Source organism: Desulforhabdus sp. TSK (assembly GCF_022836495.1).
Classification (GTDB): domain Bacteria; phylum Desulfobacterota; class Syntrophobacteria; order Syntrophobacterales; family Syntrophobacteraceae; genus Desulforhabdus.
In genome coordinates this window covers 19,687-39,478 of sequence record NZ_BQXM01000018.1, presented here as the reverse complement: position 1 = coordinate 39,478, position 19,792 = coordinate 19,687, and the positions used below count along the sequence as shown (strand labels likewise).

Genomic DNA, 19,792 nt, shown 5'->3' with positions numbered 1-19,792 from the left:
TCATCCCTTCCGGTCGGTCTCTATTCGAAGCTCGAAACGGTAGCTTGCGGTGATGCCGTGGTCGAGGAGATCTACCACGCGAACGGTGCTCCCTTCCTCGATGTCGCTGCAATCGAAGAGCGCTCTGTTTAGTGGATTGACCATGGCGGAATCGACGACATTTCGAAGTCCGCGGCCACCATGCCGCAAATTGCCCCGGCCCATGGCGATGAGTTTCTCCCTCACTTCAGGCGCCACTGACAAAGCGATCTTGTGACTCTCCATGGCGCGTTCGGTGAGATGTTTCAGGAGGAGATCGATGATCTGCTCTTCCACCGGCGGGCGAATGAAGTCGAACACCACGAAGTTGTCACCAAAACGGTTCAAGATTTCCGGGCGCCCGAGCTGATGGTTGAAGTGGTCTCTGATGGCCTTCAGGACACTTTCCTGCATGCGTTCGTAGGGAGGCATGCAGGCAGCCACGGTCTCTTCCCCCTCTTCTGCAGTTTGAGACACTGTGCCGAGGTTGCTTGTGAAGACGATGATGGACTCCGAGAAGTATACGGTTTCCCCCTTGCCGTCGGTCAGTCTTCCATCGTCGAGGATCTGAAGGAACTTGTCGAAAATACTGCCGTGCGCCTTCTCTATTTCGTCGAAAAGCAGAACGGAAAAGGGTTTCTCTCGAATGGCCGTGGTGAGTTGACCGCCCTCTTCGTAGCCCACGTAGCCGGGCGGTGCGCCAAGGAGACGTTGGTCGGCATGCTGTGAGGCATACTCGCTCATGTCGAAACGAATACACCGGTCCTGCTGCCCAAAAAGCAGCTCGGCGAGGCTCTTGGCGAGCTCCGTCTTGCCGACGCCCGTCGGTCCGGCAAAAAAGAGCACGCCCCGCGGCCTGCTGGAAACGCCCGAACCGGCCGCAAGACCGATTTTTGCCCGTTTGACGATGTCGAGCACTCGCGCGATGGCCAGATCCTGACCTTTGATACGCTCCCTGATGAATTCCTCCGACCGGTCGAGTCGCGTTCGGTCGATCTTATCCCATTCGCTTTCGGTGATGCCGTACTTGTACCGTTCGCAGAGCTTTTGAACGTCTTTCAGTGTCTTGACAGGGACCTTTTCCCTTCGGGAAAGTAGCCCCAGGCTCTTGAGCTCATGATTGCTCATTCCGTCTGTCAGGGATGCAAATTGGGAGGTGAGCTCGGCCGGACATTCGGAGCTTGGCTCGACACCATGGAAATTGGTGTATGAGCGCCTGAAAAGGCGTGAGCGAGCAAGGCGGTCCGGCTTGTCGATGAAAATCGATCTCGCTCTGGGATTGTTCAGATAGAGAAATGCAGGAAGATCGTTGAGCTTGTCGCAAATGAATATCATCACGTTCTTCCAGTGCAGCCCATCCCTGTGGACATCCGCACACTCTGTGGACGCCTTGAGCACCTTGGTGAAAAGCACCCGTTCGTCCCGAGTGAGGTGGCCCGGGGAGGTGACCAACCGCGAAGCCAGGTTGAACACGAAGGCGCACGGCGCGCAGGTGTTGCGCAGAGCTGCCCGGATGCCGTCGAAAGCGCTGTTGAGGTCCATCTCCCGGGAACGAGCCATTCCCTGGGGCGGTGGCTGTTCCTCCGGAGGCTCTGCGGAGGCTCTTCCCTGAGTCGGTACGATAGTAGAGGACTCTCCCTCCTGGTATCCCACTGTAGTCGGAGGCAGGGAGACGGCAGGACGCGGTCCGCTGGCGGACGCAGTCGATACGGGGCGCTTCCCTGAAGACAACTGTTTGTAGGTCTGCTCCATTTCCGGTAGGGCAAAAGAAAGCCCATCCACCGGATCGAACAATCCGACCACATCGTATCCCAGTTCCTCCAGTAACCTTCGGAAAAAAAGAGGCAAGGTATTTTCGGTCCACAGGATGGATGTTCCATCCTGTGTCTGGGATTGAATCGAGTATGATAACAGGTCAAGGACATTGCCCTGAACAAAAATCAGATTCTTGAGCGGCAGAAAACGAGCCAGTTCCTTGAGCCACCGAGGACTGCTCTCATCGTCGAGCACGATCATTCGAGGTATCTCCTCTGATCTTCCCGTTGAAATCGTTCCATTTCATCCTCTTCTTCCCGATCCTCTTTCCACCGTGCAAGCTCATCGGCAGTTTCCATCACCACGACCGGGATCCGCTCCAGCGGAATTTCTTGCTCAAACTTCACCTCGTAGAGAAATCCTTCGGCAGTCATGCGGCGGATGACTTCCTTGAAATCCGTACACCATTTGGTTTCCTGGCGCTTGAAGAGCGCAACGACTTCCCGTGAGAGCGCATCGACGGAATGCCTGGACTCATGCATGAGTTGGCAGGCCATGCCACCGTCGGCGGCGATGCGAATCCGCACCCGCTCCCCCCCGGGCATGGCAAGAAGAGCCTCTGAGAAACCGGCGTCGACATGATCTGAAAAGTCCGCGATCGTTCGATAGCCAAGAGCACTGAGGTGGCGCGTAAGTGACTCGGCCAGCGCCCGCCTGCCGGCCAGCATGGCCGTTTCGTCATCGACCCTTTGCCGAATGCCGTTGAAGCACTTTTCAATGAGCTGAATCTGTCCGGGAGAGATAACCTCTGCCGAAAGAAGGTGAAGAAGGTCAGTGCGGATGGATCTCAATTCGGAATGGGCCACTTGGCTGCCAGCCAGCTGTCCGACAAGCATCACATCCTCGATGAGGTTGTTCACTTTACTGTACATTTCCTTCTGCTTCCGAGACTCGGCCTCTTCCTTCTCGATGTAAGCCCTGAACGTCCGGAGAATGGTCTCCCTGAGCGTAGATGCCGTCTCGGGCCTCGAGGATCTCGACTGTTCCGCAGCGGATGCGAGCTTTGCATGCCATTCCTCCATGCGCTCATATGGGGAATGGGGATTCAACCGGAAGCTCTCGGGAAGTTCCTGAAGCAATTTTCCTATGCGTTGGAGCTCTGAACGCAGGGCGTCGTGAGGCATATTTGCCTTCTTCCCCCCACCAGCATAGGAAGGGGCTCTTCGCTCCCAGGCGCCCGCTTCCGCCGCGTCACCGAGGCCAATGCCTGCAAGTCTTGATTCCGCTTGCCTGAGCTCGTTCTGGAGACGACTCGCCTCTTCCAGTTTTTGCCGCTGCCTCCCCTGAAAATCCTCCCATTCTCGAAGACGGTGTCTTTCTTCTTCCGCCTTTTTGCGGGCCGCTTCCACCTGATGGTCCACAATGGACTGAACCGCACGGGCCGCGGCAGAGCCCACCGCGACTATTCCTACAATTCCCGCAACGGGAAGCAAAGCAACCACAGGAAATGCAACGACCTCTCCGCTCATATCGGTCCCCACCAATTAAGCATATCATTCCCTATTCATTGACAAGTCATTCTCTCTTCTAATATGAAAGATGTTTAAAAGGATGAATTCAGGACAGTTTTTCTTTGGCTTGGAAGACATGAGAAGTCATTGGCAAGGACACGCCTTACGAATGGGAGGGAGAGGGATGAAACGTTTGCAACACACCGGAATCTTGTCAGCCATCATGCTTGCACTGGTGCTTTCACAATCTGGGTGCGTTCACAATGTTCCACTCAATGTAGCACCGGCGACACGCGAACTTTTCCCCAATACCGAGAAGATTCACGCCAAAGTGGGGGTTTACTTCAGTGATGACCTCCGGAATTATGTGTGCAAACAAAACAAAATGGGAATGGTGTTCCAGATGGAAGTGGGAAAATACATGGTTCCCATCGCGATGCAAATGATATCCTCCCTGTTCGACGAGGCCGTCGAAGTCAATTCTCTTCCCCCTTACATGGGAAATTATCAGCCTGATGTGGAAGCAGTCATCGAGCCCGAAATCCTTTACGCTTACGGCAATGCCATCGGGACCCTGTCCGGCGAGGTCGAGGCAAAAGTTAGATTCCGTATCAAGGGGTACGATCTGAGCGGAAACGTGGTTTGGGAAGGCAACGCTCTGGGAGAGAGCCGCAGTGGACAGATTGATTTCGTCACCACATTTCTGACAGGTATGGACAAAGTAGGTCAGGTAGGGTACCAGGCAGGGCTATCCGCCGCGCAACAAATCGTCAATGAATTCAATTCAAGCAGGCCTCCAGAACTCTATGCCCTCCTGGAAATGAAGACCTTAGCAAAATCCAAATCTCGAAAAAGCGTTTCGAACTCGGAGCTTTTTGAAAACCTGTACCAAAAGGGCATGTATCATTTCAATAAAAAGAACTTTCAGCAAGCACTCTACGGCTTCCAAAAAGCGGAAGGCATCAACGGCAAAGACCCCCTGGCGCAATTCTATGTTGGGGTATGTTATATTTTCACGGGTCGGAGGGAGAAGGCCCTGGCAAAACTCGAAAGTGTAATGGCGGGAAATCCCAAGGACAACAAACTGGCATCCGACTGCAAGAAATGGATCGAACGTCTGAACGATCCTCTCAATATCGCATTTGTTATCAGATCCGATTCAAAAAATCCCCAGTCCGATGAATGCGGCAAGATCCTCTCTCAAGCGCTTTCGAATAGCGGAATGTACGAGATCGTGAGAGCCGGAGATTCCAAATCGTCGGCATCCCCGGAAAACTCCAATCAATGGAATGCCTATCTCGCGAGTTCTTCACGGGAGGGAGCGAAAATCGTGTTGAGCATTCAATCCAGGAAGGAATCCATGGTGGCCACCGAACCCGGCCGGAAAGAGGGAGACTTCGCCACACTTTTTGAGATCACGACGAAAACGGAAGCATATGGCGCCAGCAAGAAGAAACTCGTCGCGGAATTCACACTGACCGATACTGCCGCACGAATCGACAAGCAAACGCCCGCCGAAAAAACCGCCACGGAGACATCCCTCATGAGAAGAAATGCAGACCGGATTGTGTTGAACTTACTGAAAAACGAAATTTTTTGACGATGATCTTGTGGAATGATCGCTTTCGAATCATGGACGGAGTGGCTCACCGAACACAAAAAGGCCACTCTGCCCATGGCCGGGGATGAACCTTCCACGCTCATCTTCATGTGCTGTGAACGATCGATGGAATCTCACCTCGAGCCGAGAAGACCCCTTGCCCTACCAAGCCAAAAACCGACCTCGGGCAAACCAATGGTGAGTAGAGAGTAACAGATCAGTCCTTTTTGCCAGGGGGAACGACCTTGATTTTTTCTCGCCTTTTTTTGTTTTCACTCTCCCGCTCACGTTTTGCACGTTCCTCGATGATCTTTTTATAGTAAGGAGACACATCCCTAAAGAAGTTGGATTCCTTTTCTTTCTCGTCCATTGGCAAACTTATCCTTTCATATTCAATACTTCATGGAAGGAAGAGTGTTTCCATCGAGCGACAACTTCCCGACACTGGAGATTCGAGAAAGTCAATCAGAAGTCCCTGGACGGCGGAGCTATTGACGCCCCTCTCCTGCTTGCAGGCCTTGACTCCTTGGGACTTGCGCTCTTAAACTGATTCTTAGGCGCATCATCCCGTACCTCTATGCTACGCTGGGGCGAAGGGGTTAAGACAATCCTGACGTCGGCCACACCAGGCACTTTCGATATGATTCTAGAAATGTTTCCGGCCTGTTTAGGATATTTTTCAGTCCCCGAGATGCTGACATTTCCGCTCTCTATCCCTAAAACAATAACACCAGGAAATCCTTTAGCGACCAACTCTTTCTCAACCTGCGCTTTCAAAGAAAGTGGCAAGACAAGAGGGGCGGGCACAACAGGTGCGATATTAGGTTCTTGAACTGGAGCTGGTTTGAAGGAATAGCTCATAAGCTGTAAAGTTTGGAGATCATCTCGCCCCTCTCGACTATTGTAGAGGGTCATTTCTGATTTGACAGATCGTTTGACTGCAGGCGCATACCATGAAGTATCGGTCCCCGATGTGGTCTGGCCGGTTTGGAGGTCCTTGACCTCGTTGTCGATCATGACCTTGATTGCCTGAAATGTTCCTGCAGGCACCGATACCGTTTCCCATCCCCCAACTTCTGCCGATATCCTGTGTTCGCGCAACTCCCCGGTCTTCATGTTGCGCTCTGTCGAAACACTCGACCAGCGCTTGCCGCGTTGTAGAGGAAAGTCATAGTACTTGATCGGCGGCGAATAATCAGAGCCTTCTCCGGCGGCACCCCTCGAAGATATCAGATTCCACTGGTGGTCGTATTCGAGAGTGCGAACATAGCCACTATTGAGGTTCCGCATGGAGACTCTGATTCGATCAGGCTCGACGGAGGTGATTTTCCTCTCGGCGACATAACTCTGTTGGGGATTCGACAAATTGTTACTCTCCATGACGTACTCTGTGTCGATTGAATGCACGGGAATTGGTGCGATCTGGTCAACACTGCCGTCAGGACTGCTCGAAGCGGCGGATTGCATTCGGGGCTCTGTTTGGGAAACTGCTGCTTCAGGCCCCACCAGTCGTATCAACCTCGTTCCGACAAACTTTCCAGACGAATCGAAATCGAATGCGATTTCGGCTCCCCCAGCTTTCTCACAAGCATGGCAGCCATTCAAGAGGGCAAAGCTGAACACGAATCTTTGCCCTTGTTGCTGAAATTGCTGCATGCCAACAAACTCATGTATTGGCCATATCTCCATTTTGGGAAATCTCTTTACGAGGGATGGGTAAAGGCGGTCCTTGCTGATATCCGTATTCCTGACATTATCCCAAAGCGGAACAATCTCAGGCGTGCCGTTGACCAAAACAAATTCGGAAGTATTCGGATCATTCCACACAGGAGCAACGATTCGCGCCAGATCGACCTTACCCATCTTTCTGAATTCGCTCATATAAACCGCATCGGCATCACTTTTTCTTGTAGACTTCATGAGTCTGGTAACGTTGATAGCCTCCACGGAGGCACCCATTTCACGCATCATCGATTCTATGCAGGACACATCGTAGCCGCCGTTCTTGCCCTGGCACTTTTCATGGATCTCCCTCCATGTCCCTTCACCTTCTGGAGGATTCCAGACCGCCTGGGAGCCTATTCTCTCTAAAGCTGTAGATGTCGTTGGGCTTGAACCTTGTTCTCCAGTTTGCACGGGTGGTTGGTCACTGGATATCGAAATATCTCGAGTCGGATTATAGGCTACCATCCGCTCTTTGTCGTTCGTTCGAACCAACAAAAAAGTCACCGCCAGAACAACAACGGCAGCAGATACTCCTGTTATCACAAGCATGCGAATCTTTGACAATTCGCGCCACTTATCAAGAAAGAATCCAATAGTAGTCACAGTAACAGGAAAACATTGGGGCGGGGTCGGTTTCAACTGCACGCCTTGAGAATCGGTACCAGCCATGGTTCCGGTCCGAGGGCTTGCCCCAAACTCTTCCTCGCTCAGAGGATCTTCGAGATCTGCAATGATGTCCGATAAACCAATATCGGGGGTTGGTTCCTTCCTTGTTGGTTTCGTGGGTTCTTCGCCTGCCAATGGACTCCCACAGTGCGCACAATAAATGTACTCAATATTATTAGATAATTTACAGGATGGGCACCGCTTGGTCTTAATGTTTGTGCTTTCTTGCACGGCAGTATCCACGATCAGAGGACCACCACACTCCGTACAAAACACATAGCTGGAATCAAACTGAATCAAGCACTTCGAGCAGTATTTCATGGTTTCATCCTGTTGTAGCGAATACCCTTACTATGATCGCGATGTGGTTTTCTGCACGGCAGGCCAGCTGCTAAACATCTATTTCTTCAATGGCTTTTTGAGCTTTGACAATATCGCCTTCTGCAGTTGCCAGTTCTGCCAGATCGGCTTCTATGTCATTTTGAATGACATTCCACATCTCCCTGACAGAATCACTCATGTGACCTGAAGAAGCAATATTGTTGGCGACATCGCTTCGAACAGCACTTCTCTCGTTGTTCGCTTGTTTTATGCGTCCGTGAATTTCCTGATTTTCCTTTGTCAGCTCCGCCTTTCTTTTGCGTACATCCTCAAGTTTACGTTCCGAACGACTCAGCGCTTCATCGACATCACCCTCCGCATTTTTCATTGAATCAGTGGCAAGTGAAGACTGTGCCTCTCGGACCTGTTGAAGAGTTTTTTTCAGCCGCTCGACCTGCTCTTTGTGCTCCTCTGCTTCCTTCTTTAGCTCCTGAGCCTCGCTTTCCTGCTCGCCAGCCTCATCTATCAGTTCTCTGATGTCTCCACCTTCTCTCATGACCTTCTCCTGTCGCGTTTCAATATCATCTGAGTCGACGCGTTCGCTGACGAGTGCCGGTATGCTCTTGATGCCGAGAAAACGGGCATGCTCGATCCGATGCCTGCCGTTAGTGATATCTAATCCTGAAGGCAGCCGATCCACCCGAATCCGAGCCGAACCAAAGTAAAGGTCATAAAAGCCAAGGTCACGATCGCTAAAAATCCTCTCTCCGGACTGCCCTTTGATATTGCGTAATGCCTCTCGTTTTAACGCTACATCTCGTTCATCCAGTCTCGTGATGTCACCCAGATAAGGTTTCATCTTTTCCAGTACATCAAGACTTTCCCCCACCTCCTTGGGCGAAATCTTGTTCCAATGAAGCCCCTCTGCTACATCTTCCGGTTCAAAGGGGGCAATCCATTGCCAACTCGTTTTCCAGCAACGCTCTCCGCCCTCCCGGATCATGATTAATTTCCTCCGACTCCTTTTGACCGTAGCTTCATATGGAAATGAAGGCTGATACAGTGCCATGCATTGGGCTGCGATGGGTCAAACGGGATGCGGGCAATTTTTTGCCTAATGTCAGATTCCGTCATTTTGGGATTCTTCCTCAAGAGGTCGTTCACAAGTCGTTCAGCTCTCTCCCTTGTTTTCGAGTCACATAGAGTGCATTCCTCACCACAACGATCATAGGGAAGATACGCCTTGCGAAAACATTCCGAAGAAAGCACCGGCCGCATCCACTCGGTGACCTGAGCATTCTCAATGGCTCGATCTGTTTCGCCATGCTCCAATTTGAAGTTGATTTCTTTTACCAGGTCAGGCTTCGCACTACCTGTCTTAAAGACAAAACTATACCCAGGCTCGAGAAGAGCAGCCTGTTCTATCTGCCCGGCGTTCATGATCATGGACGCGCCCAGTTCCACTCGATCGTCGGCACTGACAATCCGGTGCATCACTTTTATGTCCGTCAATTTGACGGCCTCTTCCGCCACAGCGGTAGGGAGTTGGTCACATACCAACATTCCCTCCCCAAGCGCACGCATCTCGGCGAGCATACTCGTAAAGAACTGTGTCGCCTCCGCCTGCGGGTCGGCCCGGCTGTCCGATGTCCCTCCTCCCCTGCGTCGTGGAATGACATTGTGTGCCTCTTCAACTAACACCACATGTCTAAGGGGCTTTCCGTTAGAGCGGGGAGTCACCTTGGCATAGGCCCTGATTTGCGTGAGAATGAACATCATCATGAGGGCCTTTTCTTCGAGATTGAGAGCGTCCAGCTCAAAGATGACCGGCCTTTTCATCCACTCGGTGACGGGAACGGACTGTACCGTATTGAAGCAGCGGCCCTTCGGTCCATTGATAAGCGACCCAAGACGAGTTTGAATTGCGCCCCTCAGGTTGCCGCTAACCTCTCCCTTGTAATCTCTGGTATCCAATACTGCCAGGGCTTGGCGGAGCAACGCGTCGAGAGTAGGGATGCCGGCTTCCGGGTTTTCGCCACCCAGATCGTATAGAGACCATCCGAGTTCTTCGTAGGCACCCTGTAGCGCATCGGATAGAATCATTGGAAGGGGATCGAAAAGAGAGAAAGCGGCCTTAAAACAAGTCTTCAGGGTAGAGATGTGCTCACTCAATTCGACGCCATCCATAGGCTCCAATGGATTGAAGCGGAATGGCGACACACGTTCATTGCCGACCGTGAAAATCAGTAGATCATCCCGGAAAGCAGCAAGTCGCTTCAGTGCCCGGTACTCTGTCTTGGCCGGCTCCAACACCACAAAAGGTATGCGGTGTTTCTCCCATAGCTGAGTGAGTAGCGAAAAGGAGAGCGTGGTTTTCCCCGACCCTGGAGTACCAACGATGAGGCAGTGCTTAGTGAGTTCGGGAAGCTCCAAGTTCAGTACTCGGCCATTGGTACGTCCATTTTCGAAAACTTGACCCATCTCGATTGCCGGTTTCGATGTTACCGAAGTAGCGGAAGGCCCCTTTGAAAGCCCGTAGTCGGTCATGATTCCAGGGCACCCAGTCGCTCCGGGAATCGGCAGGCGAAAGAAGGTGGAAAGCTCTTTCACATCCGCCATGCGATGCAGGCGTCTTAACGTTTCCGGTGCGTCAGGTTCATTCCAGATGTCCTTGCGATAGACTGATGGACTGACAATGAGATTGCGAACAGCATTGACAGCACGACTGAAGGATCCATCGCTCGCAGCACAACTGATGATCGAGATTCCTGCATCACGCTGTGCCGCAAAAGATGCCCAAGTTGCCGCAATGGCCCTTGCAGCATCCTCTGAGTCGGCAAGGACGCGACAGGCATAGACAAAATATCGTGCATCAGGCTGAGAATAACGCTCTTTCGTGCGGGACAAAGCCTCGTTTACCCACCGTGCATTTGGATCTGCAGCAATCTCGATAGACATAGGGTCGGAAAAAAGACCGCCACCCACCTCTTTGCGTTGATCTCTGCTCCACTTTTCGGCAAGCTGAGTCAATCGAACCGCATGTGCAGCTTCAGCCTCAGTCATCGCCGGGGTGGGTGTGATACAGCAATCCACCACGGCACGTTCTGTCGTTGGGTAATGTATGAGAGTTCGGCACAACTCAAGGGCGCCGTGCTCCAACGGCGTCAGGGACGAGGTGACGTAGAAATTTCGAAATCCGCAAACCTCAAATTGGTGATGAGCTGGAATATTCAGTTCGGGTTTAAGTATTTCTGCAATTGCTCCATAGTCATCAAGATCGCCACATCCCACTGTTTTGAGGATGGTCGGGTCATTGATAGGAATGAGAGGATAATATTCCATGGGGAAACCGCTTTCCACCAGATCACAAAACTGTCGTGCCTTGTGTTTCGCCTCGGAACTGTCGAAAGCAAATGCCCTACCAACAAGAAATAGTCTGATCCTTTTGTTCATTCCACTTTGCCCCCGCTCCAACAAATAGCGGAGACTCACAGCAACGCCTGGACCTAACACATGGAGCGTGCTGATAAATCCTGCTTGCCGCTCGCCGACCTTTTTGACACGTGCTGTATCATCGAGTCTCGACAAATCAGCAAATCGCGGTGAGCTAAAGTCAGGCAGGGCTGGTATTTCGTAGCAAACAAAGGCAGAGTAACCGTCCACGCGTGATACGCCCGCATGACCCGGTTCTCGAGCCCCATGCCAATAGGCAATGGGGCACTGGATGACTGGATGACATTGGTTAGTCGGAACTGTTCCCATCGTGATCCCTCAAGTACATTAGCGTGCAGGATAGGACATGTGAGTCATGCCCATATAAGGATCGATTCTCAAAATGGATCGACTGCCGATGATGTCAGAAGGTTTGCGGCTTTTTCCTTACACATCCAATTCGCCTGCATCGGATTTGCGCAGAGTCGTTGGTGTTTCTTCGATACCAGATGAATGGAAATAATCACCTTTACCTCCTTCGATTCGCACGATTTTCGCCCCAGTTTCGACAATTCGATCCGAAACTGCCTTAAACACCTGCCACATAGATTCTGAAAAGAGGCGAAGGTCGTCAATTTTGAAAGATCGAGTCGAACGGTCAATAAACTTATTGACCTTCTCCAGTCGTTTCTTTTCTTCCCATGCTGCTTTTTCTCGTTTCTCTTTCGAACGTAAGAAAAAGCTCCATATGAATGCACCGATTCCTAAAAGTATACACAATATAGAAATAGGTAACTGCCCACCAAAAACTGTCTTATTGGTTCCCATTTCCTTAAAGTTGAATAGATAGACACCTCCTAATATGACTAAAATTCCAACCACCTTTAAAAAAAAGGCATTCCCTTCTGTAGGGGGTATTTGAGGCCGAAGGGTTTCGGGTTGCCTCGCGACTTGAAGTTGAAAGCTGGCCCAATTGCCCAGATAGTCCAAGCCCATTATGACTTTAAAATCACTAAAACGGTGGTTTCTCAGAGAAGCCACGAGTCTTGGACGTGCTTCGGTGTCATCACTTATCCACTTGGCTTGACACAAAAGCACATCCACAGGCACGCCTTTGCTCTCAATAATATCCCTCACATCTTGAAGTAATTCCTCGGATGTCAATACTCGATCTGTGTGTGCTAGGTGAATGGTCTGTTCGTCAAGTACAATCAGAGGTCTTTCAACATCCAGTTTTACTTCACCTTCCGGATCTTCGAAATGCCAAATCTTATCACCTGCACGCAAAATGATTTCTTTAGGTTCGATAGACGTTATATCTTGAGTCAAGCTTTTATTGTTTACTGAAGTAGCCAACCCTTTTGGATTTAGAGTTTCGATCACCGGTGGGGCATCATAAACCTTGGTGAAAGATTGAGAGGCCGCATCAGGCTGTTGATCATTCTTGGCAGATAATTGCTGATTTCTTCCACAATATGGACAAAATTTCAAACTGTCCTGAATATCTCTGTTACAGTCTTTATCAATACATTTCATGAAACTCTCCTCAGATCAGTTTTTCGATAGAACCGTCCTCTACTTATTACCTTACCTGGCGCAAAATATAGTTGAGGCTATGCTGCAAATCGCGGGCAAAAATGCCTATCGTCGCAATGACATCTGAACTTTACCACGCAAATCACATGGAGCCGATTTGCCTGCATCTGAACCGGAACACAACTCGACCAACCTCTCGAGCCCATATCCGATAAGGTCATCCAGACTGGAACAGTGCTGTGCGTCCTTCGCCAGTTCTATGAGATATCCCCGCAATGCTGCGGACCGGACGAACATCAGGGTAAAAAAGTCATAAAGAACGGAAGAATCCACCAGGCGTTGCATCGTTCCGTCGTCTTCATAGGTGAGCACTCCGATTTGAATATCCTGTATATGAGGGTGGTCCCTTTCTATGTGGTGCAACATAAAATCGTCCACTTTTTCAGGATGGATCATATGAAGCAAAGTCAGACTCCGAATGAGGGTCTTTTTCGTTTCTTCTCGGAGAAAGCCTTTTACCGATTGCAAGGTCAAAAGAACACTGTCGGGATGGGTGATTCCCACGTTTCCCAATTCCCTCAAAAGGTGATTCATCAGTCCCCAATCTTCTTCAGTGACGGCGTTTTCCATGGCTGCCACAAAAAACTGGATGGGGGAGGCCTGAGAACCCTGTCGTTCGGCAGAGGCTCTCCCGACCGGTGTCAGAGGATAATACATGTCATTTTCTTCATGTCCGCCTCTCAGCAGGTAGGCCCGGTCGTTGCGAAGAATTTTCCAACTCATGTTCTCCAGCAACCGGAAGGACTCCTCCGTAGGATGCACCCGATGGATGAGAGCGATGACCGCCGGTATAAGGTCCCGAGTGGTATGAGAAAGATTTTGGTAGAGTCGCGCCAGCACGTCTTCCACCAGGGCGAAATCTCCAACGCCCACATAGTACAAGAGCCTGGTTCCAAAAAAGAAATACACAAACCTTTCGGGAAGCTCCGACCGGCTCACCTCCAGAATGAAACGCTCCAGTTGGCGGATGTCATCCGCTTTCACACAGATCGAATCATCCAGAATGCGCACGAATCGGATCATCCCATCTCGTTGCTCGCTTTGGAAGAACCGATCGAAGACCTCGGTAGGCCGATTGGAGATCCTGGCAAGATATACCCGAACAGCCAGGCGCCCTCCTCGGATCACCATATGCCTTCCAAACCCATGAAGAAGGATGGACAGGAATTCCCGCATCTTTCTGGCGATTACAGGATTGGTGTAGCTTTCCAGGTAACATCGCAGCATGAAATAGATGAGCCTGGAAAGGGTCGGCATATCGGTCTGAGCACGCGCACAGGAAAAGCTCTTTTCCAGGATGATCGACTTTTGTTCAGGTGTGGAACGACTGTAAAGGTTTCCAAGATTATCCAGGGCCTTCCGGCGAAACCCATCCGACTTGAGCCGGTCGACCATGCAGGCCAGGAAGATCTCCGTGCATGGAAACCCGATGATGAATGCTACTTTCAATGCCAACAGAGGAAGACTGTACCTCGATTCGGTTTCACGAGGTTTTTGCCGGTTCCTCCCAAACCATCGAGCGATCTTGCGTCGGCCTTGGACGGTCATGATGCGAATCAGTTGAAAATAAAGGGTCAAAGGGTTTGTGGATTTGGCGGTGGTGAAGACTCTCCTCTTGATCCCAGCCATTTGGTGGAGGAGTTGCACGGAAATGACGGGGTTTTCCAGGTGCCAGGCGACACAGACCGAAATTACCGTGGGATCGAAGTGATCGAGCTTTCGCGCCACCTCCAGAAGTATCTGAGGATCGTTGGTCAAAAGGCAGGCGTACTTGATGGCCCCTTCGAGGTAAGGTGACCGATGCTTGTTTCGAAGGAAAAGCAGAAGCATGGACGAAGACAACCCCCGGCGGCCCGCATGACGATACAAATGTTCGCCGAGAAAATATTCAGCCAGCCAGTCGAACCGAAACCGGACGCCCGGCCCCGATTGGGTCAGCGTTTCCGTCAGCAGAGATTGCGCCTTGGCGAATTCCAAAAGCTCATCGAGGCTGCTCAGCACATGGCCCTTGATACGTCGGTCATAGATCGACGCCAGCTCTTCATAAGAAACGGAGCACCCCATGCTCCTGTTCGACACCGTGGAGGTCGCTCCTTCCCAGGATTCCGAGATCAACGCGTCCAGCAGAACCCGAGTGTCCGGAAGTCTTTCGATGGAGAAAGCCACGTATTCCCTCAGGAGTTGCAGTATGGAAACACGTGGAGGGATGGGCCTGCCCGGCGTCAGATAAAGGATCTTTAGGATTTGCGTGAGAAAGGGGTACTTGCACACGGCCGGTAGAGGGATTGGAGTGCCCGTCAGCCTTTCCCCAAGTTCCAGGAACTCCATATGGGAAAATTCCCCCAGAGAGATCACCTGGTAAACATCGGCAGAAAGGGACCTTCCCTGATGCAAGGCAGCCTGAACGCCATTCCAGACATGCGTTTTACAACCGACGATCAGTTTCACATGGCGGAATGCCTGGATTTTGATCACAAAGTTATGGATCAGGCGGAACCACTCATGGGGCTGATCCACTTCGTTTACGGCGTCCAATATGAGGATTGTCTTTTTCCCGGCAAGTGCCGCCAACTGATCGAGATGAGAGAAAACGGCATAGAGATCTTGAGTGGAATCCGTGATTTCAATGAATTCCCGCATGAAATGATCGAAACTCGTCAACTGGCTCGGGTCGCGAATGTAGAGGTGGCAGCCTGCCGCTCGATAGCGATGACAAAGTTCATAGAGCAGCCAGGTTTTCCCCATGCCCGCCTCTCCCGTGAGGATCAGGCAAGAGGGTTGGTCGCTCAGAAACCGGTCCACCAGGGCCATGGCCTCAAGTCTCGGGACGAAAGCTCTCCGGTCGTAAGCACTTTGAGGCAGAAGGGAAAAATAATCCGAGACGGACCTTCCGAGATTTCTCAAAGAGCTTTTATGCCTGGAGAGAACCATTTCACGAATTGTCGCCTCACCCAAGACAATGCTCATGGCCTCATCGAGGCGCCTTACCGTTTTGACCTTCGCAGCCAGTCGGGCAGGGATATCGGGACGATTTTCCTCGGGGACAATGATTGTCTCGAGGAAATGGCCTTCCATTTGGCACTTTTCCTCGATATCCACTCTGCTTGTTTTGCCGAAAGAATCGACCTGTCCCGTAACGGCAATGCTTCCATCCACATCGACACCGGTGTATGCGGCAATGGCGGCCAGGGCGATCGAGAGCCCAATAGATTCATGTTCGTAGACTTTCGAAGCGTCACGAATCCACCATGTGTAATCGAAGATTGCGAAATGTATATTGGGATGCAGAGTTCTTCGGAGACAGTCCATGGCTGCCTCGAGACCATTACGAACAGCATCGTTCATGGATACGTCGGCGTCCACGGAGTTCGTAATTTTTCCCGAGCCATTGTCTAACAACCTCACGCCGACCCGGTCCAATGCCGCGCAGCGATGCAAAGCGATGCCGTCGGGATCCACCGTCTTCTCAATGAACAAAGTATTGACTTCCGCAGTCCGGCCCTCGTCTTCCAGAACATGGCGGACCATCCGTCCGATATCTTCGAGAGTCTGGGATTTTTCCTGTGATTCGAGATAGGAAAAGTACACTTTGAAGAGCGCTGTAAGCCTCTCCGTGCAATCAAGCCCACCCTGTTCGATGAACTGTTCCAGTTCCTCCTGGACCTCGTGGGGGAGGTTGGACTGCGGTTCAGGTGCTCCGGGTTCCCGGTATTCCCCGAACAGGGCTTTTCCCGTCAAGGAATGCACATACTTTTCATGGATATTGCCGAGATCCCACAAGACTTCCAACACGTTGGAATCCTGACAAATCTGGAATTCCATCGACCTCAGTTTTTTGACAAGGAGAACCAGTTCTCGGTGGGCGTTCAGGCGGGCAGTGGCCACCCTCCCCATCAGGTCAAGGTATGCGTCCGCGGCCGGGAAACCAGTTTGCCGGATTGTATCGAGGGTATGTTTCACCTCGAGAAGATCGTCATTCTTGTAAATACCGTTTAGGGAACTGTTCAGGAAATGAAGCGTGTGCTCGATGAATTCTTCGAGGGCCTTGCGCCGGTTAAAGTGTTGCTTCGGTGTGCAGGAGGGATTGTCGAGACACTGGAGATGCTTTTCCAGCTGGATCCTTTTTTCTGACAGTGAACTCGACATACAAGTTCCTTCCCGAAGGGCCGCAACGGACACCTCCGAAGGACTGGTTGGAAGTTGTTCAGCCTCTGTTTGCGGTACAAAGAATGGTCACGATCAACATGTGCGGATGCAGATCGAAAGTTCCTTCGAACCCGGTCAGTTCCCGAATGTAGACCCTTCCATCGGAGGGAATCACATCTCGAACGGTCAAAAGGATTCCTGCCGAGCGCAGAGATATCCCCACTGTCATTTCGCAGCCGAAGAATCGCTTGTCAGTCGTTTCTATTTCGGTGGTGAAAACACCGCGTTCGATACGCGGGGGATTGCACATTTCCAGACTCACGGTCTCGGTGGTGTTGCCGTCCGAGTCCTTCACGAGGGCCGTAATCCAGGATGTATCCTGCTTCCCGGTCGATGCCGATGCAACCGTCCGAAGCGGCATGAAACGGAAAATTTGCAGAGTGGATTCAAAAGCATCTTTGAGCTTGTTCAACTTACCCGAAAAGCGGAGCATGAGCTGGGAAAAATCGACGGATTCCATCCTGTCCAATGAAAATCTGGTGGCTCCCTCGAGCTCCCTGAGTCGCTTTTGGCAGCTCTCACAAGACCGAAGGTGTAGGAGATTGCGCTCAGTGAAGATCGCTCTCAAGAAACTTTTGAGCACCCGATCTGACAAATGGTCTTCGTCTGGGAGCTCGGTTGGATGGTCCCATCCGGGCAAATTGTTTTCGGCATCTTCTTCCAAGGTCCTGATTCTCAAAACTTCGCCGGCGCAGGAACCGCAAATGGAGATGTGTTCCAAAAGCATTCCGAATGTTTTCTCGTCCAACCATTCCAGCACGTAATCGTAGAGCATCTCATGAGACGGATGGCGTCCCTCTTCTACAATCTTGGTCACTTTTTCATAAGGGTCTGAAATGGCTTCTTGTCGCATGAGCAGAAAGAGCGCACTGTCGTTTTGGAGAGCATCATTCAATTTCTTATCGGTCATCTGCAAATCGTTTGATTCACTCATAGCGCCCTCCGCCGAATCAGAACCGCCGGACAAAAACTCTTTATCAAATATGATGGTCCTTCCCATCACATAGGGACATTTTTTTTGAACGGCCGAGCGATTTCTTATCAAAGCGTTTCCATGGCCTCCACACCCTCTTTTTCGATTGCATCCTTCAGGAACATACGAATTTCCATGAAGTCGCGTTGAATCATTTTCCTGTTCATTCCAGACGTTTCAGCAAGAATCTGGAAAGCCTCCTGTTCCGTACACTCATGGTCTTTCAACAAGGAAAGAAGGATGACAAAAAGCTCCAATTGTCGCCCACATTTCTGTCTTGCTTTGCTGGCTTTTGGTGATTTTTCGAACCTTTTTTTCAAAAGAAAAGTCAATTCTTCAACATAGAGCCTCGTCTCACTTGGATGCAAATCCCTGCTGGGGTCCGAATCGGGCCGATATTCACTATGCACACATGGGAGGACATATTCTCTGGCGGAGTAGCCGGCACAAACAGGATCACGTCTTTTTCTTTCCATCCCATAGTAAGGATTGGCGCGTTCTCCACGGATATCACCTTCCATCGGTTCGATGACATCCAAAGTACATGTGAAGGGCCTTGAAAGAGAGATATGGGCGCATGCCCGGCATGACTCGTGCCTCAAAATCACCCCTCTTCGACGCAAAACTCCAAGCATTTCATTGTCGACCGCTTTGCGTATGTAAGCCGCCCATACAGACAGATTACAACCATTTCGGAGCTCTACAGGGCGTTTGAGCCTTTGCACAAGGGAGCGCAGATCGATATCCTCTTCAGAATCAACCAAGCCGTGCCCATAAGACCGTTGCAGGGATGTGGCGCTCAGGGAAACCGCCTTCAGCATCACTTGAAAGGGATCGCAACGACTATTCTCCCACATTTTCTCCATCAACCCACATCCGTGGGCAGGATTGAAAAGGATCCCGCGCACATCAATGCCTATTTCTTCCATGGAATGGAAAAGGCGGTGACATTGGCTAATTTTCGTCAAGTTCGTGCACTGCCCTGAAGACGCACGAAAATCCTCACAAGGGATATCCTGAAAACGTTCGTCTCTGCCGGCACAGATCAAATGGACCCAATCATGTCGCTTATCGAGCATATTGGCGATTCTCCTCTCAAGACAGGTCGAAGCGGAATTCCAGCGATAGAAGCGATGCAAGATCCATTTGTGTAAAAAATTGTCCTTCAACGCAGGTTTCAGCCATCATATATTTTATGTCGGCCATAAAAATGAATTGAATAAGATCGATATGATTCAAATCTTTTAGCAGTAACCCAAAGTAATTGACAAGCCTTTTGTCGGATCAATGTGCAGGTAAAACAGTAGCTTCGCCAGATTGCGCTGTATTCATGGGAGAGAACGACATGAACTTGAAAAATCCCCTGACAGATTCAAGAAAATGAATTCATGTAACCGGAGGAATACTCCAAGGACGGACGCAACAGGACCAGTCGTGGCTGTCATTTTTCCCTGATGCCCTGACAAGATCAGATCGGCAGAAACCCTAACGCCATGAAAACGAGAAAGAAACCTTTTCGACTGCTCATCGTCGAAGACGATCAGGACCGGATTCGGTTTCTGCATTGCTGGCTTCCGGAAGAGGTGAAGCCCGTAGTGGCTACCAGCGCAGGGAAAGCCTTGACTATTCTCAGGCTGGACGGGCCTCGTGGAGAATATGCCGGTATCCTCCTGGATTACAACCTTGAAAAACAGGCAGTTACGAAACGGGATCAAGAGCTTTCGGGTAAAGAGGTTTACCATGCTGTGATGCAGTATGTTTCCCTCGATGTTCCGCTTCTTGTCCATTCCAATGCATCCATTTCGGACGAGATTCGCAAGCTGGAAAAAAGAGGTTTTTGGGTGACTCACATCCCATTTCACGATCTCTCCAGGCAACGCCTGCGGGAATGGCTTGGGGAGGTGTGCGAGAATTGGGAAGATCTTGAGGATGCGTAAGCGAAAAGATTACCGGATGCTCGGTACCTCATCGTACCGAATAGGCCTTTGA

General features: G+C 50.9%; 12 protein-coding genes. 2 read left to right on the top strand and 10 right to left on the bottom strand.

The genetic code is table 11. From position 1 onward, the window contains the following. Together MWC30_RS12095 and MWC30_RS12090 are read right to left on the bottom strand one after the other, a co-directional pair. Window positions 1–2,034, bottom strand: coding sequence for an AAA family ATPase (locus tag MWC30_RS12095; protein ID WP_244084442.1), 2,034 nt, complete (start codon window positions 2,032–2,034; stop codon window positions 1–3). Beyond that, window positions 2,031–3,302 carry a hypothetical protein gene (locus MWC30_RS12090; RefSeq protein WP_244084441.1) on the bottom strand — a complete coding sequence of 424 codons (1,272 nt, stop codon included), beginning with the start codon at window positions 3,300–3,302 and terminating at the stop codon, window positions 2,031–2,033. The genes MWC30_RS12095 and MWC30_RS12090 overlap by 4 nt, the downstream gene beginning before the upstream one ends. Before the next feature lie 166 nt (window positions 3,303–3,468). On the opposite strand from MWC30_RS12090, the gene MWC30_RS12085 reads away from it, so the two are divergent. After that, window positions 3,469–4,884 (top strand): hypothetical protein, encoded by a 1,416-nt coding sequence (locus MWC30_RS12085; protein WP_244084440.1) that lies wholly within the window; start codon window positions 3,469–3,471, stop codon window positions 4,882–4,884. Window positions 4,885–5,101: 217 nt separating this feature from the next. Here the strand turns inward: MWC30_RS12085 and MWC30_RS12080 are convergent, their stop codons facing one another. The 8 genes from MWC30_RS12080 to MWC30_RS12045 all read right to left on the bottom strand — a co-directional run bounded on the left by MWC30_RS12080 (window position 5,102) and on the right by MWC30_RS12045 (window position 18,972). Beyond that, complete coding sequence (locus MWC30_RS12080; RefSeq protein WP_244084439.1) at window positions 5,102–5,254, bottom strand: hypothetical protein; 153 nt, start codon at window positions 5,252–5,254, stop codon at window positions 5,102–5,104. A gap of 95 nt (window positions 5,255–5,349) precedes the next feature. Continuing rightward, entirely contained in the window at window positions 5,350–7,410 is a 2,061-nt protein-coding gene (locus MWC30_RS12075; RefSeq protein WP_244084438.1) for a hypothetical protein, read from the bottom strand. Window positions 7,411–7,666: 256 nt separating this feature from the next. Further along, window positions 7,667–8,599, bottom strand: coding sequence for a hypothetical protein (locus MWC30_RS12070; RefSeq protein ID WP_244084437.1), 933 nt, complete (start codon window positions 8,597–8,599; stop codon window positions 7,667–7,669). Window positions 8,600–8,601: 2 nt separating this feature from the next. Next, window positions 8,602–11,358: an ATP-binding protein gene (locus MWC30_RS12065; protein ID WP_244084436.1), complete on the bottom strand. Its 2,757-nt coding sequence runs from the start codon at window positions 11,356–11,358 to the stop codon at window positions 8,602–8,604. 117 nt (window positions 11,359–11,475) lie between these two features. Continuing rightward, window positions 11,476–12,564, bottom strand: a complete 1,089-nt coding sequence (locus MWC30_RS12060) for a hypothetical protein (RefSeq protein WP_244084435.1) — start codon at window positions 12,562–12,564, stop codon at window positions 11,476–11,478. A 105-nt stretch (window positions 12,565–12,669) separates the two neighbouring features. After that, the gene (locus MWC30_RS12055) at window positions 12,670–16,770 is read right to left on the bottom strand and encodes an ATP-binding protein (protein ID WP_244084434.1); all 4,101 of its coding nucleotides are present in this window, start codon (window positions 16,768–16,770) and stop codon (window positions 12,670–12,672) included. Window positions 16,771–16,828: 58 nt separating this feature from the next. Further along, the gene (locus MWC30_RS12050; protein WP_244084433.1) at window positions 16,829–17,764 is read right to left on the bottom strand and encodes a hypothetical protein; all 936 of its coding nucleotides are present in this window, start codon (window positions 17,762–17,764) and stop codon (window positions 16,829–16,831) included. A 107-nt stretch (window positions 17,765–17,871) separates the two neighbouring features. Continuing rightward, window positions 17,872–18,972, bottom strand: coding sequence for a hypothetical protein (locus tag MWC30_RS12045; protein ID WP_244084432.1), 1,101 nt, complete (start codon window positions 18,970–18,972; stop codon window positions 17,872–17,874). A 324-nt stretch (window positions 18,973–19,296) separates the two neighbouring features. On the opposite strand from MWC30_RS12045, the gene MWC30_RS12040 reads away from it, so the two are divergent. Beyond that, window positions 19,297–19,740, top strand: a complete 444-nt coding sequence (locus MWC30_RS12040) for a hypothetical protein (RefSeq protein WP_244084431.1) — start codon at window positions 19,297–19,299, stop codon at window positions 19,738–19,740. The last annotated feature ends 52 nt before the right edge of the window (window positions 19,741–19,792 follow it).

Excerpts from the sequence above, each read along its gene's own strand:
- MWC30_RS12055 (WP_244084434.1), bottom strand. The coding sequence starts at position 16,770 with ATGTCGAGTTCACTGTCAGAAAAAAGGATCCAGCTGGAAAAGCATCTC.
- MWC30_RS12085 (WP_244084440.1), top strand. The coding sequence starts at position 3,469 with ATGAAACGTTTGCAACACACCGGAATCTTGTCAGCCATCATGCTTGCA.
- MWC30_RS12065 (WP_244084436.1), bottom strand. The coding sequence starts at position 11,358 with ATGGGAACAGTTCCGACTAACCAATGTCATCCAGTCATCCAGTGCCCC.
- MWC30_RS12060 (WP_244084435.1), bottom strand. The coding sequence starts at position 12,564 with ATGAAATGTATTGATAAAGACTGTAACAGAGATATTCAGGACAGTTTG.
- MWC30_RS12095 (WP_244084442.1), bottom strand. The coding sequence starts at position 2,034 with ATGATCGTGCTCGACGATGAGAGCAGTCCTCGGTGGCTCAAGGAACTG.
- MWC30_RS12050 (WP_244084433.1), bottom strand. The coding sequence starts at position 17,764 with ATGAGTGAATCAAACGATTTGCAGATGACCGATAAGAAATTGAATGAT.
- MWC30_RS12040 (WP_244084431.1), top strand. The coding sequence starts at position 19,297 with ATGAAAACGAGAAAGAAACCTTTTCGACTGCTCATCGTCGAAGACGAT.
- MWC30_RS12090 (WP_244084441.1), bottom strand. The coding sequence starts at position 3,302 with ATGAGCGGAGAGGTCGTTGCATTTCCTGTGGTTGCTTTGCTTCCCGTT.
- MWC30_RS12070 (WP_244084437.1), bottom strand. The coding sequence starts at position 8,599 with ATGATCCGGGAGGGCGGAGAGCGTTGCTGGAAAACGAGTTGGCAATGG.
- MWC30_RS12080 (WP_244084439.1), bottom strand. The coding sequence starts at position 5,254 with ATGGACGAGAAAGAAAAGGAATCCAACTTCTTTAGGGATGTGTCTCCT.